The organism is Mycobacterium sp. NPDC050441 (assembly GCF_040655355.1).
In the GTDB taxonomy this organism is placed as follows: Bacteria; Actinomycetota; Actinomycetes; order Mycobacteriales; family Mycobacteriaceae; genus Mycobacterium.
The window spans coordinates 95,303-109,997 of sequence record NZ_JBFAJS010000011.1 but is presented as its reverse complement, the minus strand read 5'-3'; the positions used below and the strand labels follow the sequence as shown (position 1 = coordinate 109,997).

Sequence of the window (14,695 nt, the reverse complement as noted above, 5' to 3'; positions counted from 1 at the left end):
CGACCGGCCGCCAACCACCAACCGCCAACTCAGGGCAGAGCCGCGGCCTGCGCCGTATGCCCCTCGAAGCCGAGTCGGGTGGCCATATCCCGGTACCGGTCGCGGAACTCGCGGTAGGCCGCATCCTCACCCTTGGCATGTGCGATGAGCGCATTCACCCGCAGCAGCATGATGTCGCGAATGATCAGGCCGTCCTCGGCCGGCGTCGCCGCCAGTCTGGTGATCGCCGCCTCGGCCTCGGCCACGTCGCCCTCGGCGCCCCGGTCCAGCAGTGCCTCGGCGAGGATTCCGGTCGCCAAGATGTTGTACGGAAGCTGGCCGCTGTGAAAGAGGTCGTCGATCGCTTCGCGTAGCACCCGGATGGCCCCGGCCCGGTCGCCGCGCTTGGCTCGTTCCCGCGCGGTGTACACATCGATGCCGATCAGCTCGGACATATAAAACCGCCCGCTCACGCACATCTGCCGAACCTGGCCGAGGATGGACAGTCCACGCTCCCGGTCCGCCGGCAAATCTCGGTTCAGCAGGGCGTATCCCATGGTCACCCGGGCCAGGCCGAGCGCGATGTCGTCGCCGGCCCCTTCGGTGATCTGCAGCGCCTCATCGATGTCGCGCAGCGCGTCGTCGCTGGCGAGCAGTACTCCGCAGGACACCGTGGTGAAGTACGTCCAGGTGATGACGAGCGCGTGCGTGAACCTGTCGGTGTTGCGTGCCATGGCGAGCGCATGATCGAGGTCCGCACGCCAACCCTCAAGACCCAGGGCCCATTTGGCAATGCTTCGCGCTGCGAAGGCCGCCGCCAGCGGCGAGCCGATGATGAAATTGCCCTTGGTGGTGTCGCCGTCGGCCAGGTCGATCGCCATCTGCGACCAGCGCAGAACCTCACCCATTTCGCCGCTCTCGATCTTGAGTGAGATCGGAGTCGCCGACAAGCCGACGGTGAGTGCCGGGTCGCCGATGGACTCGATCAGGGTCATGTGCTCGGACACCTGCCGTGACGCGTCGCGTACCCGACCCTGCAGCATCAGCTCGCCGGTCAGCCCGGCCATACCGATGGCCAGGGAAGCTTTGTCTCCGGCGGCCTCGCACAGCTCCTGCAGTTCCTCGAACCGGGCGCCGGAGACACTCACGTTGCTGCGGAAGCCATTGCCGCATACCAGAGTGCGGGGGGCTATCCGCATCGCCGCCCGGTCGGGATCATCCTCGGGCAGCAGGTCGGCGATCTGGCGGGCGCGCTCCCAACACATCTGGGCTGCGGCGGTGTCGCGGTTGTTCGCCCACGCTCCGGCGCGCATATGCCAGCTGTATGCCGCATGCAGGTCACCGGCGGCTTCCAGGTGTTCGGCGATCAACGCTGCATTCTCGTCGGCCAGTTCGGGTTCGCGCGCGACTATGGTGTCGGCGAGGCGCCGATGCAGTTCAGCGCGATCGGACTTCAGCTGTGATTCGTAGGCCACGGTCCGCACCATCGGGTGGTGGAATGCGTACTCCGCGTGCGGTGTGTACTGCACCTGATCGATCAGCTCGGCTTCGATCAGATCCTCGAAGATCGGTTCGGTGTCGAGGCAGGCCAACCGCCCCGCGCTGAACCGGGACCCGATCACCGCAGCGGCGCTCAGCGTTCGCTTGGCCGCCGGATCCAGCCGGTCGATCCGCGCGGCGATGGTGGCCTGCAGCGTGGCCGGAACGCTCACCGGGCCCTGCCCGTCGCACAGCACGTACGCGCCGCGTTCGCCGCGGAGCAGGCCGCGTTCGGCCAGGTCGCGCACGATCTCGAGGGCGAAGAACGGGTTTCCGGCAGCCCGCCCGGTGATGGTTTCGGTCAGGTCGGCGACGCCGTCACCGGTTCCCAGCAGCTCGTTGATCAAGGCTGATGTTTCCGAATTGTCCAGTGGTGCAAGCACTATCGTTTGCGCGCCATGGACATGACTCAATGCGCCGTGGTATTCGGGGCGGTAGGTGATCACGACGAGGGACGAGGTCTGCGGCGTCACTGACAGGAAGTCCGACAACATCGATTCGCTGACGCTGTCGATCCAGTGCGCATCCTCGATGACATAGACCGCCGGGGTGCTCCGCGCCAGCGACGCCGCGTTCACGACGGTGGTGAGCCGGCGCCGCCGAGCATCGGGGTCGATCACCGGCAGGACGACGTCGGGGTCGCCGATGCCGAGCAGGTCGTCGAGTAGCTCCAGGCTCTCTGTGGTGTCGTCGGGAACCTGGGCTCGAAGCTTCGCGCGGGCCGCCTCCCTGTCCAGGTCTGCCACACCGAATCCCGCACGCAGCAGGCCGGTGATGGCATGAAATGGGATTTCGCCGGTGTGGGACTCACAGAATGTGGAGTGCACCGGCACACCGCGCGCGGCGGCCTTTGCCGCGAGTTCGCTGACCAGCCGGCTCTTGCCGATACCGGGCCCACCAACCAGAAGAACGATGCTGCCGTGCCCCTGGACCGAGCGTTCGAGGATGCCCTCGACTGCGGACAATTCCCAACCTCGGCCGACCAAGGTCGATTCGTCGACATTGAGCAGGTTGTGTGCGGAATTGAGCCCGAGCAGCCGGCGTGCTCGGATCGGGTGATCGGCGCCCTTGACCTGCACCATCTCAGCCTCGCCCAGCATCATGGTGTCTTCGACCAGCCGTGCGGTCGACTCGGTGAGCATCGCCCCGCCTGGCGGCGCGACCGATTCCATGCGTTGCGCCATGCCCACGTGCTCACCGATCGCGGTGTAACTCATCGTGTCGGTGCCGACTTCGCCGGTGATGACCTGACCTGAGCTCAGTCCGATGCGCAGCTGCAGGTCGAGGCCGTCGCGGGCCGTCACCTGTACCGCCAGCAGGGCGGTCTGCTGCTGGATCTCGAGCGCGGCCAGGCAGGAGCGAAAAGCGTGGTCTTCCAACGCAACCGGTGCGCCGAATATGGCCATGATTCCGTCACCCGTGAATTTGTCGACGGTGCCGCCGTATCGGCGTACCACGGCGGCGGAGTGGTTGAACAGGTCACTCATGATCTCGCGGAGCCGTTCGGCGCCCAAGGTCGCTGCGATGTCCATGGACCGGACGACGTCGGCGAACAAGACGGTGACCTGCTTGTATTCGGCGCCCGCTGTCGATGCGACGGGCGCGCCGCACGCGTCGCAGTACCGGGCGCCTGCCCGCGGCTCGGTGCCACACGCGCGGCACGTCGCAGTTTCCGTCATTCGAAGCCCCCGCCATCGGAGAACCTGCTGCAACGAGAATAGAACGCAGCAACGCCCTAGGGGCAGGGATGCCGCACTGCCACGATGGGCCTTTTCCACGGCAACGACGAATCGAGCAACGACCTGCGCGGTCGCCGTGGACCGGATGGCCCGGTTATCCGGCGCTCAGTGGTGTCGCCAGAACCGAAAATGCCGATGGCGCGACCCGTGCGATTCTGCGGCGGCGTCAACCTTCTCGCTCACCTTCGCCACCAATTGCTCGACCGAATCCGCACTGGCCGTAGCGCTGCAGACCTGAATCTCGACCACCACGTTGCGTCGCGGTGCCATGCCGAAGTGGCACACCCAGCCATCGGCATCGTCGCCGAGCTGGGTCAGATATGACAAGACCACGCCATCGCTCTCCGAGACATCGCCGACGTGCCAGAGCATCGGATCTTCATCCGGAAAGGTTTGGCTCACATCCTTACCGACGCATTGCTGCCACTTGTCCCGGATGTCGTGAACCACCGCGCGCGCGGCGTCGGCATCGGGATAGGCGATCACCGCCTGGTCGAACATCACGACCGGTCCGATCTCGTCCCTTTCCTGGGATTGCAGGAACTGCCGGCGTACCGCCGTCGAGCCGGTGTCCTGGTACCAGTTCGCGGTGGCCGGATCGCCGATCACGCACTGATCGAGCCCACGCTCGGTGTCCCAGGTGGTCTGAACGGCCCCGTTGTCGTATTCGGGGTCGCCCACCAGCGCTCCGACCTGCAAGATGATGCCCGCGTCGGCGCCGTTCAGCAGCGTGCGCTGCAAGGCGGAATCCTTGACCGTCTTGGTCTGTCCCCCGGAACCGAGGAAATACCAGAGTCCCGCTCCGAGCAGAACCAACACCACCAGCACCAAGGCGACCCAAGCGACTGTCCTGTTGCCGCGTCGCGGTGCGGGTGCGGTCGGGGGTGCGGGTGGCCAGGACGGCGGCTGAGCCGGCCACGGGCTTTGCGGCGGATATGTCATGGTGGGCGAAATCGTAACGGTCGATTGGGCCGCAACAAGCGATCAACGGCCAGACATTCCTCAGATTGTCATGCGACGGCTGCCCTGGCCGTCCAGCGCATCCCGCCAGGCGTCCAGTTTGTCCTCGTAGCGCATGGTCTGTGCGGGGCTGGTCGAGGGAGCCCGCACACTGGGCAATGAGGGCGGGCCGACGAGACGCCGGTAGTTGGCCTCGGCGGCAGCCCCGTTGAACACCAGCCGCTCGAGCGTGCGGTGCACGGCGAAGAATGCCGCAAAGTCGTTGGGTGACATGCTGTCCCGCTCCACCGCAGAATCCAGGCTGCCGACTCGCCGGCAGGACCGGAGCACATCCCACACTGCCACCCGGTGAGCCCGCAACGCATCGACCCGGTCCGGATACGCCGTGTCGGCGCTGAATCCGTACAGGGAGCCGGTGATCCGCCAGAACGCGTTGCGCGGATTGCCGTAGTACTGACCAGAGGCCAGCGACATCACGCTCGGCATGTTGCCGAGGATCAATACCCGGGGCGCCGCGCCGACGATGGGGTCCAGCCCGTGCAGCAGTTCGGTCACGGGCCGGCCAGAAGTTCGGACACGGTGACGAATCGGTAACCAGCCGAGTGTAATTCGCCGATGATCCGGGGTACCGCGGCACGCGAGGCGGCGCGGCTGTCATACATCGCATGCAACAGGATGATCGAGCCCGGCCGTGCCTTCGAGACAGTCTCGGCCACGATTGCGTCGGCATCAGCCGTGGTAGCCGAATCAGGTTCGACGTCCCAGGTGACCATGGTCCGATGATGGGTGGACAGGTAGTGCGGCAGCGTCCAGAGCTTCTTGCCGTACGGCGGGCGGAAGGTGATCGGGCCCGGGTACCCGGTGGCGCGGATGGCGGTGTCGGTTCGTTCGATCTCGTCGGCGACGGTGGCCGATGACGTCAGCACCATCCGTCGATGCGAGTAGCTGTGATTGCCGATCTCGTGGCCGCCGGCGGCGATCGCGGTGCCGAACTGCGGCGCAGCGGTCAATTCCGCACCGGTGAGGTAGAAGGTGGCCCGAACCCCGGAGTCGCCGAGCATCCGCAGCACCTCAGGGGTATGCGTGGTCGGGCCGTCGTCGAAGGTGAGGGCGATGACCTTGGCCGAGGTGTCGACCCGGTGCACCAGATGCCCGGTGATCGCGAAGGTGCGTGACTTCGACACCCAGTACCCGGTGGCCAGCACGGTCGCCGCGGCGATCAGCAGAACCGCGAGACTCCACAACCATCGACGCACCCTCGCATGTATACCCCGCAGACACGCGGGCGCCCCGAACGGCGTGGGGGGAGTCACGTTCGGGGCGCCATCTCGTGGGTCGTCAGCTCAGGTGATGGACCTCCTGCAGTCCGTACACCGGCGTTGCCAGGCCCTCATAGCGAGCCTTGAGCTGCAACGCCAAATACAGCGAATAGTGCCGGGATTGGTGCAGATTGCCGCCGTGGAGCCACAGGTTGGGCTGTTGGGTGGGCTTCCACATGTTGCGTTGTTCGCCTTCCCACGGGCCGGGGTCCTTGGTGGTTCCCGAGCCCAGGCCCCACACCTTGCCGATCCGGTCGGCGACTTCCTGGCTGATCAGGTCTGCCGCCCAGCCGTTCATCGAGCCGAACCCGGTGGCGTACACCACCACATCGGCGGGCAATTCGGTGCCGTCGGCCAGGATCACCGAGTCCTCGGTCAGCCGGTCGACCTCACCGTGCGCGAGCTTGATGCTGCCGTCGGCGACCAGCTCGCAGGCGCCGACGTCGATGTAGTAGCCCGAGCCGCGGCGCAGATATTTCATGAACAGGCCGGAGTCGTCGTCGCCGAAGTCCAGGTCGAATCCGGCGGCTTCCAGCCGCGCGTAGAAGTCCTTGTCGCGCTGGCGGATTGCGTCGTAGATAGGGCGTTGGAAGTCGGCCATGATGGCATACGGCAGCGACGCGAAGGTCAGGTCGGCTTTCTCGGTGGTCATTCCGGCGGCCACCGCGCGCTCCGAGTACAGCTCGCCCAGGCCAAGCTCCATGAGCGAGTCCGACTTGACGATGTGCGTTGAGGATCGCTGGACCATCGTGACGTCGACATCGTTCTCGTACAACGCCTTACAGATGTCGTGCGCGGAGTTGTTGGCGCCGATCACGACGGCGCGTTTGCCGACGTAGCGGTCCGGGCCGGGGTGATGGCTGGAATGGTGCTGCTCGCCACGGAACACTTCCTGGCCCGGCAGGGTGGGGATGTTGGGCTTGCCCGACATGCCGGTCGCCAGGACCAGCTGCACCGGCCGCAGTGTCACCGCCTCGCCGTTGCGGTTCACCTCGACGGTCCACCGCTGTTCGTCTTCGTCGTAGGCCGCGGACAGGCAGGTGGTCGAGCTCCAGTAGGGCACCTCCATGACCCGGGTGTAGAACTCGAGCCAGTCGCCGATTTTGTCCTTGGGCGCGAACACCGGCCAGTTCGGCGGGAACGGCAGGTACGGCAGGTGGTCGTACCAGACCGGGTCGTGCAGGCACAGCGACTTGTAGCGTTTGCGCCACTGGTCACCGGGTCGTTCGTGTTGGTCGACGACGATGGCCGGCACCCCGAGTTGGCGCAGCCGGGCGCCGAGCGCGATGCCGCCCTGTCCGCCTCCGATCACCAGGGTGTAGGGCTGTTCGCTGTAGCCCAGCGTCAGGTCCTCGTCGAGACGTTTCTCGGACCACGAGCGGGTGTCGGGATCTGAGCCGTGCGTGGCGCCCAACGGTCGGTTGGCGCCCTTCCGCTCCTCGTGGCCCTTGAGCTCCTGCAGCGTGGTCAGCAGGGTCCAGCCCAGCTCGTCGCGCAGTCGCAGGTGGCCCTTTCCGCGGCCCGCCGCGGTCTCGAACTCGATGAACGCCGAGGTGATGACGTGCTCGCCGTCGAAGTCCTCGGTCGGGGTCTCCGCCGTCCGGAAGCCGGACGGATCGGTGTCACCGAGGCGCCCGGCCAGCATGTCGGCGATGCCCTCGTGGCCCTCGACGGTCTTGAGGTTCCAGGTGAACGCGACCAGGTCACGCCAGAAGCTGTCGGTCGCGAACTTCCCGACGACGCGTTCGATGTCCCGGTCGGCCAGGGCGGACTCGAAGTCGGCCAGCCAGGCGTCGACCCGTTCCTGCGGTGACAGTGTGGACAGCGGTGCGACGGTGGTCTGTGTCATGTGGCTCAGCTCACACGGCGGTCAAGGGCCGCGACAAGGGTTGCACGGGGTTGCAGCCCGCCAGGCATTTGCCTGCGAAATGACCTGCGAGAGGACACCGCAACGTCTTGCAACTCTTACGCCGGGCCGGGGCGCGGGCCTAGAAACGTTCATCATGAAAGCAGCCGTGTACTACGGACCGAACAAGGTCGAGGTCGCCGACGTCCCGGAGCCCGATCCGACCCCCGGCACCGTCAAGATCAAGGTGGGTTTCAACGGCATCTGTGGCACTGACCTGCATGAATACTATGCGGGCCCGATCTTTGTGCCGACCGAGCCGCATCCGCTCACCGGCAGGCAGCTGCCGCTGACCATGGGCCACGAGTTCTCCGGAACCATCACCGAGGTCGGTGCCGGTGTCACCGGGTACGCGCCCGGTGACCGGGTGGCGATCGAGCCCATCTACCGGTGCGGACATTGCTCGCCGTGCCGGGCCGGCACCTACAACATCTGCCAACAGATCGGTTTCCACGGCCTGATGTCCGACGGCGGTATGGCCGAGTACACCGTCGTTCCGGTCAACATGTTGCACAGGTTGCCCGACAACGTGTCGCTCGAACTCGGCGCGCTGGTCGAACCGATGTCGGTGGCCTACCACGCCGCGACTCTCGGGGAGGTCGGCCCGCTGCACACGGCGGTGATCTTCGGAGCCGGGCCCATCGGCATCGGGCTCTGGTTTGCACTCCGCGGCAAGGGGCTCAACGAGGTGTTCGTGGTGGAACCCTCGCCGACCCGGCGGGCCGCCATTGAGGTGCTCGGGGCCAAGACCCTGGATCCGACCGCCACCGACGTTCCCGCGTTCATCGCCGATCGCACCGACGGCCGGGGTGCCGACGCGGCGTTCGACGCTGCCGGGGTGGCGCCGGCCATCACGGCAGCCACCGCGTGCGTGGGTGCGCGCAAACCGACGATCAGCGTCGCGATCTACGAAAAACCGCTGACGACACCGTTGCTCAATCTGGTGATGAACGAATCCCGCATCCAGGGCTCTCTGTGTTACACCTCGGCGGACTTCGAGGCCGTCATCGATCTGATGGCGCAGGGGGTGTACGACACGCAGGGGTGGGTGACGCCCATCGGGATCGATGACGTGATCGACGAGGGCTTCGAAGCCCTGCACGCCGGCAAGAAAATGAAAGTGCTGGTCAACCCGGCCGACAATCCGAATGGAGAAGCATCGTGACATTGCAGGGCAAGGTGGCACTGGTCACCGGCGCGGGCCGCGGGATCGGACGCGGCATCGCATTGCGGCTGGCGCGCGAGGGGGCCGACGTCGCACTTGTCGACGTGGCGGGCGACGGCATCGATGCGGTCGCCGCGGAGATCTCCGAAATCGGCCCCAAAGCAACGACATTCGTCACCGATGTGAGCGACCGTGATTCGGTGTACGCCGCGGTCGAGCATGCCGCCGTCGCACTCGGCGGATTCGACGTGATGGTCAATAACGCCGGGGTGGCTCTGGTCGGACCGATCGCCGATGTGACGCCGGCCGATATCGCCCGGGTGTGGTCGATCAATGTCGAGGGCGTGCTGTGGGGGATCCAGGCTGCGGCAGCCAAGTTCATCGAACTGGGCAGGCCCGGGAAGATCATCAACGCCTCGTCGATCGCCGGGCACGACGGTTTCGCGATGCTCGGGGTGTACAGCGCCACCAAGTTCGCTGTCCGCGGTCTGACTCAGGCTGCGGCCAAGGAGTATGCGTCCGCGGGGATCACCGTCAACGCGTACTGCCCGGGAATCGTCGGCACCGACATGTGGGTCGAGATCGACAAGAGATTCGCCCAACTCACCGGTGCCGCCGAGGGGGAGACGTTCCAGAAGTACGCGGGTGGCATCGCGTTGGGGCGGCCGGAAACCCCTGAGGACGTCGCCGGATTCGTGGCCTATCTGGCTGGGCCGGACGCCGATTACATGACTGGTCAGGCCGGTCTGATCGATGGAGGCTTGGTCTATCGGTAGGTCGGCGTGGCGTGGAGTTGTGATGTGGAGCACAATCAGCGGTGATGGCTGGTTCGGCGGTACCTGAGCCCGCGGTCTCATCCGGTGAGGACCCGCGGCGTTACGCGATGCTGTTGTCTGCCGTGTACGACGCGACCATGTCAGGTGACCGGGCGCCGGCGCGCCCGCGTTCGGTGATCGAAGATTCCTGGAACAGATTGCGGGCCAAGGGGATCAACCCCGACCATCACATTCCGCCCCGCATCGAAACCACCGGACTGGACTTGCTCAGGCAACAGTCGGGGCTGATGGCGGTGCTCGACGATGTCACCCGCGGACTCGAATCGGTGATCGAAGAGGGCGACAACATCCTGGTCATCGCCGATGCCCGCGGCCGGGTGCTGTGGCGGTCCGGCTCGGCGCGGGTGCTCGGGCTCGCAGACCGTCTGGGCTTCATCGAGGGCGCGTCGTGGAGTGAGAACGCCGTGGGCACCAACGGCATCGGCACCGCTCTGGTCTCCCATCGAGCGGTCCAGATCTTCTCGGCCGAGCATTTCCTGCGTAGCCACCACCCGTGGACGTGTGCCGGTGCCCCGATTCGGGATCCGCGCACCGGGCACGTGATCGGCGTGGTCGACGTGTCCGGACCGGCGCCGACGGTGCATCCGACGACGGTGGCCCTGGTGGATCTGGTGGCGCGGCTGGCCGAATCCCAGCTCCGGGAAGCACATGACCGAACGTTGAACCAGCTGCGCACTGTGGCGGCACCGATGCTGGCCAGGGTGGGTGGCCCGGCGCTGGCGGTCGATGCGGAGGGCTGGGTGGCGGCGGTGGCGTCATTGCCGATACACAATCGGATCCTGTTGCCCGAGAACGGGTTACCCGGTCGAGTGTGGATCCCGCCGTTGGGCATGTGCGATGTGGAGTCGTTGCCGGGCGGGTGGTTGGTCCGGGTGGCCGACGACGTGGAGTCCACCGCGGTGCCCTCGAAGGTCATCCTCGACCTGCGCGACGGGGAACCGTCACTGGAGATGGTCGGCCAGTTCGGCAATTGGCGGCGCGGCATCTCCAGCCGGCATGCCGAGATCCTGCTGGTGTTGGCGACCAGCGAACAGGGCCGGTCTGCACCGGAACTCGCCGAGGACCTCTACGGTGACCGATCGAGAGTGGTGACCGTGCGCGCCGAAATGTCGCGCCTGCGTAAACAGTTCGCCGGTCTGGTGGCGGGCAAGCCGTACCGGTTCGGGGATTCGGTGATCGTGGATGTCCGTTACCCGCAGGACATGTCGATGCTGCTGACCTCGTCGACGGCTCCGGCGGTTCATGCGGTGCGTGGGTATACCTTGACCTGATGACGGCCGACCCCACACTCCTGGACGGACTCGACGGTGAGGCCGGTGCGCAGCGCGCCGAGCTGGTCCAATGGCTTCTGGCCCGCGGTATCAGCGCCGAGCAGATCCGCCAGGCCGTCACCCCGATGCTGCTGGCCTCGCGCCGGGTGGCCGGGGACGACGGCACGTATGTGTCGACCCGCGAGATCAGCGAGCAGACGGGACTGGACGTCGAGCTGGCGCAGCGTCTGCAACGGGCGATGGGGCTGGCGACCGTCGAGGACCCTGATGCCGCGGTGCTGTTGCGGGCCGATGCCGAGGCGGTGGGCTTCGCTGAGCGTTTTCTGGAGCTCGGCATCGCCCCGGATCAGATGGTGTTGATCACCCGGGTGCTCTCGGAGGGCCTGGGCCGGGCCGCCGAGGTGATGCGCCACGCCGCGCTGGCGGCAGTATTGACGCCGGGGGCAACGGAACTGGAAACCGCCAAGGCGACCGAGGCGCTCGTGGCCGAGGCGGCGCCGCTGATCGGTCCGATGATCCGCGACATGCTGTTCGTTCAGCTTCGTCATTCGTTGGAGACCGAGGCCGTGAGTGCCTCCGAGCGGGCCGAGGGGGTTCAGCTGCCCGGCGCGCGGCTGGTCACCATCGCGTTCGCCGACATCGTCGGGTTCACCCGGCTCGGCGAAGTGGTGCAGCCCGAAGACCTTGAGCGGCTGGCGAATCGGCTGGCCGACGCGGCACGTGAGGTCGCGGTCGGCCCGGTGCGGTTGATCAAGACGATCGGCGATGCGGTGATGCTCGTCAGCACCGACGCGGCGGCGCTTCTGGATGCGGCCTTGCAATTGGTGGCGGCCACCGAAACCGACGAGGAGTTCCCGCGGTTGCGGGTCGGGCTGGCGACCGGGCCGGCGGTGAGCCGGGCCGGTGACTGGTTCGGGGGTTCGGTGAATCTGGCCAGCCGGGTCACCGGCGCGGCGCGGCCCGGGACGGTGCTGGTGGCGGAGTCCACCCGGACAGCGGTCGGTGAGGCGGACCGGTTCAGCTGGTCGTTCGCCGGGGCCCGCCACCTCAAGGGCGTCAAGAATGACGTCAAGCTGTTCCGGGCCCGGATCGCGTAGACCTTTATCGAATCTTCATCGAAAGACTAGGACAGCCACATCGAGCCTGGGGACGCTTGAGGGATGACGAAACTGATGATGCTGAGTGCCGGCGCGGTGGTCGCGGCGGCTCTGGTGGCCGGCTGTAGCCAGTCCACCGACGGGGCTACCGATGCGACGACCGCCACTTCGGCCGTGGCGACGACGCCGCAGGCTTCGGGCAATGCGGACAACTCGGCTCACAACGACGCCGATGTGATGTTCGCCCAGCACATGATTCCGCACCATCAGCAGGCCGTCGAGATGAGCGACGTGCTGCTGGCCAAGCCGGGCATCGACGCGCGGGTGACGGACCTCGCCACCCAGATCAAGGGTGCCCAGGCCCCGGAGATCGCGCAGATGCAGGGTTGGCTGAAGCAGTGGGGCAACCCGCCGATGCCGCCCATGCCGCAGCAGGGCCATGGCGACATGGGTCACGGCAACATGGGGCCGGGCGACATGCCCGCCAGGCAGGGTGACATGCCCGCCATGCAGGGTGACATGCCCGCGATGCAGGGCATGGTGTCGGAGACCGACATGACCGCGCTGCGCAACGCCCAGGGCGCCGAGGCGGCCAAGCTGTACCTGACGCACATGATCGCTCACCATGAGGGCGCGATCACCATGGCCCAGGACGAGATCAAGGACGGTCAGTATTCCGCTGCGGTCGAGATGGCCCGCACCATCGTGAAGACGCAGCAGCAGGAGATCGACACCATGCGCCAGATCCTGGGTTCGCTCTAGCCGGTCGGCAGGGTGATCGTGAAGGTGGTCCCCGCACTCGAACCGGTCACCGGGCTGGTCACCTCGATCCGCCCGCAGTGCCCTTCGACCAGGGCCTTCACTATCGCCAGCCCGATGCCTGATCCGCCGTGGTCGCGGTCGCGTGCGGCGTCGGCCCGGTAGAACCGCTCGAAGACATGGGACAGGTGCTCGGCAGGGATGCCCTCGCCGGTATCTGTCACCGTCAGTGTGACGGTGCCGCTCTCGGGGCCGGTGGCGGCACTGATCGTCACCTGCCCGCCGGCCGGGGTGTGCCGCAATGCGTTGTCGAGCAGGTTGCCCAGAATCTGGGCCAGCCGGTGGGGATCGGCCCAGAGCGCGGGCAGGTCTTCGGCTGCCCGCCAATCCAGCGTGACGCCCTTGTCGTCGAATCGGTCCTGGGCCGCGGCGACGGCCGCGGCCACCACGGTGTGCGTCGCCACCGGGACAGGGGTGATCGTGGCCGGGCTCTCCTCTGCCTTGGCCAGGGAGGCTGCGTCGCCGGCGAACCGGACCAGCCGGTGGGTCTGCTGGCGCAGCATCGAGACGGTCTCGGGGTCAAGGGTTCTCACGCCGTCCTCGATGGCCTCGAAGTAGGCCTCCAATACCGAAACCGGAGTTCGGATCTCATGGGCAAGATCGCTGAACAGCCTGCGGCGGCCGGCGTCGACGGCCTCCAAGCGCCCAGCCATCTGGTTGAAAGAACTTGCCAGGGAGTCGAATTCGTCACCAAGATGGGCGGGTGGCACCCGCGAGTCGTAGTGGCCGTCGGCGATGGCGGTGGCGGCCTGGGCCACCTCGGTCAACGACCGTTGCAGGCGTCTGCCGACGTACCAGGTGACGATCAGTGCCGCCAGTATCGCGACGCAGGACGCGACGGCGATCGAGATCATCGTGGCGTAGACGTACGCCTCTTCGGCGTGCATCTGTTCGGCCGAGTCGCCGGAAACTCCTGCGCGGTGCAGATGTTCGCGGAACAGCGGCGGTCCGACGATGGCTGCCACCAGTCCGGTGGTGCCGGCACCCGCGATCAGTACCAGGGCCTGGGCCGACAGCAGTCGGGTGCGCAGGCCGATGGTCATCGCTGGCCGTCCTGCCCGGTACCCATGCGGTATCCGACGCCGCGCACCGTGATCACGTACAGCGGATCGGCCGGGTCGTCGCCGAGTTTGCGGCGGAGGTGACCGATATGAACGTCGACGAGGTGTTCGTTACCGACATAGTTGGTTTCCCACACGGATTCGAGGAGCTGGCGACGGCTGAGGGCCACGCCGGGGCGGGCCGAGAGGGCGGCGAGGACGTCGAATTCGGTGCGCGTCAGCATGATCGGTTCGTCGTCGAGGAAGACCTGGCGTCCGTCGACGTCGATGCGCAGCGCGCCGAACACCCGGCCATCAGCCGCCCCGGGCGTGGCGACGCGGGGTCGGCGCAGCATGGCCCGGATTCTGGCCACCAGTTCCCGCGGGCTGAACGGTTTGGTCATGTAATCGTCGGCGCCCACCGACAGGCCGACGATGGTGTCCATCTCGGTGTCGCGGGCGGTCAGCATCACCACGTAGGCGTCGGAGAACGTGCGCAGTTGTCGACAGACTTCCACGCCGTCGATGCCGGGCAGGCCGAGGTCGAGGACGACCACGTCGGGGTCGACCTCGCGGGCCAGGCGCAGTGCTTCGGACCCCTCGTGAGCGATGGTGACCTCGAATTGTTCGCGGGTGAGGTAGCTCGCGACGACCTCGGCCAGCGCGGCTTCGTCGTCGACCACAAGGGCCCGGTAGCCGCCCGGTGTCTGCTCCATGTGCCCATAGTGCAGCACCGGGCGAGGGGGCATATGGAATTCATACCCTAGGGGGGTATAGTATGAATCGACAACGAAGCTGGTTCAGGAGGAAATCGCATGAGCACCCAGACCATCACCGTCAGCGGCATGACCTGCGGGCATTGCGCCACGTCGGTGCGTGAAGAGGTCGGCGGCCTCCCCGGCGTGCGCACGGTCGAGGTCGACCTGTCGACCGGGCTGGTGACCATCGACAGCGACAGTCAGCTGGATCCGTCGGCCATCAACGATGCGGTCGCCGAGGCCGGCTACGCCGTCGCGGGCTGACGC

At 66.8% G+C, this 14,695-nt stretch carries 13 protein-coding genes; 6 read left to right on the top strand and 7 right to left on the bottom strand.

Annotation, left to right across the window (positions count from 1 at the left end; translation table 11 throughout):
* Window positions 1-29: 29 nt before the first annotated feature.
* The 5 genes from AB0I14_RS27760 to AB0I14_RS27740 form a co-directional block, all read right to left on the bottom strand.
* Window positions 30-3,197, bottom strand: coding sequence for an adenylate/guanylate cyclase domain-containing protein (locus tag AB0I14_RS27760; protein WP_358028768.1), 3,168 nt, complete (start codon window positions 3,195-3,197; stop codon window positions 30-32).
* Window positions 3,198-3,362: 165 nt separating this feature from the next.
* Entirely contained in the window at window positions 3,363-4,199 is an 837-nt protein-coding gene (locus tag AB0I14_RS27755; RefSeq protein ID WP_358028765.1) for a sensor domain-containing protein, read from the bottom strand.
* A gap of 60 nt (window positions 4,200-4,259) precedes the next feature.
* A complete protein-coding gene (locus tag AB0I14_RS27750; RefSeq protein ID WP_358028763.1) occupies window positions 4,260-4,772 on the bottom strand; it encodes a DNA-deoxyinosine glycosylase in 513 nt (170 codons plus the stop codon).
* Window positions 4,769-5,473 (bottom strand): polysaccharide deacetylase family protein, encoded by a 705-nt coding sequence (locus tag AB0I14_RS27745; RefSeq protein WP_358028760.1) that lies wholly within the window; start codon window positions 5,471-5,473, stop codon window positions 4,769-4,771. Before AB0I14_RS27745 ends, AB0I14_RS27750 begins: the two co-directional genes overlap by 4 nt.
* A gap of 82 nt (window positions 5,474-5,555) precedes the next feature.
* Complete coding sequence (locus AB0I14_RS27740; protein ID WP_358028757.1) at window positions 5,556-7,385, bottom strand: NAD(P)/FAD-dependent oxidoreductase; 1,830 nt, start codon at window positions 7,383-7,385, stop codon at window positions 5,556-5,558.
* Between the two features lie 154 nt (window positions 7,386-7,539).
* On the opposite strand from AB0I14_RS27740, the gene AB0I14_RS27735 reads away from it, so the two are divergent.
* The 5 genes from AB0I14_RS27735 (at window position 7,540) to AB0I14_RS27715 (ending at window position 12,573) form a co-directional block, all read left to right on the top strand.
* The gene (locus AB0I14_RS27735; RefSeq protein ID WP_358028755.1) at window positions 7,540-8,607 is read left to right on the top strand and encodes a 2,3-butanediol dehydrogenase; all 1,068 of its coding nucleotides are present in this window, start codon (window positions 7,540-7,542) and stop codon (window positions 8,605-8,607) included.
* Window positions 8,604-9,383: an acetoin reductase gene (locus tag AB0I14_RS27730; RefSeq protein WP_358028752.1), complete on the top strand. Its 780-nt coding sequence runs from the start codon at window positions 8,604-8,606 to the stop codon at window positions 9,381-9,383. Before AB0I14_RS27735 ends, AB0I14_RS27730 begins: the two co-directional genes overlap by 4 nt.
* A gap of 44 nt (window positions 9,384-9,427) precedes the next feature.
* Window positions 9,428-10,714 carry a GAF domain-containing protein gene (locus AB0I14_RS27725; RefSeq protein WP_358028750.1) on the top strand — a complete coding sequence of 429 codons (1,287 nt, stop codon included), beginning with the start codon at window positions 9,428-9,430 and terminating at the stop codon, window positions 10,712-10,714.
* Window positions 10,714-11,811 carry an adenylate/guanylate cyclase domain-containing protein gene (locus tag AB0I14_RS27720; RefSeq protein WP_358028748.1) on the top strand — a complete coding sequence of 366 codons (1,098 nt, stop codon included), beginning with the start codon at window positions 10,714-10,716 and terminating at the stop codon, window positions 11,809-11,811. The genes AB0I14_RS27725 and AB0I14_RS27720 overlap by 1 nt, the downstream gene beginning before the upstream one ends.
* Window positions 11,812-11,874: 63 nt before the next feature.
* The gene (locus AB0I14_RS27715) at window positions 11,875-12,573 is read left to right on the top strand and encodes a DUF305 domain-containing protein (RefSeq protein ID WP_358028745.1); all 699 of its coding nucleotides are present in this window, start codon (window positions 11,875-11,877) and stop codon (window positions 12,571-12,573) included.
* On the opposite strand, the gene AB0I14_RS27710 is transcribed toward AB0I14_RS27715, so the two are convergent.
* Together AB0I14_RS27710 and AB0I14_RS27705 are read right to left on the bottom strand one after the other, a co-directional pair.
* On the bottom strand, window positions 12,570-13,673 hold the full coding sequence (locus AB0I14_RS27710) for an ATP-binding protein (RefSeq protein WP_358028742.1): 1,104 nt from the start codon (window positions 13,671-13,673) through the stop codon (window positions 12,570-12,572). The two genes, AB0I14_RS27715 and AB0I14_RS27710, sit on opposite strands and share 4 nt — an antisense overlap.
* Window positions 13,670-14,386, bottom strand: coding sequence for a response regulator transcription factor (locus tag AB0I14_RS27705; RefSeq protein ID WP_358028739.1), 717 nt, complete (start codon window positions 14,384-14,386; stop codon window positions 13,670-13,672). The genes AB0I14_RS27710 and AB0I14_RS27705 overlap by 4 nt, the downstream gene beginning before the upstream one ends.
* Window positions 14,387-14,485: 99 nt before the next feature.
* Between AB0I14_RS27705 and AB0I14_RS27700 the strand changes: the two genes are divergently transcribed.
* Window positions 14,486-14,692 (top strand): heavy-metal-associated domain-containing protein, encoded by a 207-nt coding sequence (locus AB0I14_RS27700; RefSeq protein ID WP_358028736.1) that lies wholly within the window; start codon window positions 14,486-14,488, stop codon window positions 14,690-14,692.
* Window positions 14,693-14,695 lie beyond the last annotated feature (3 nt).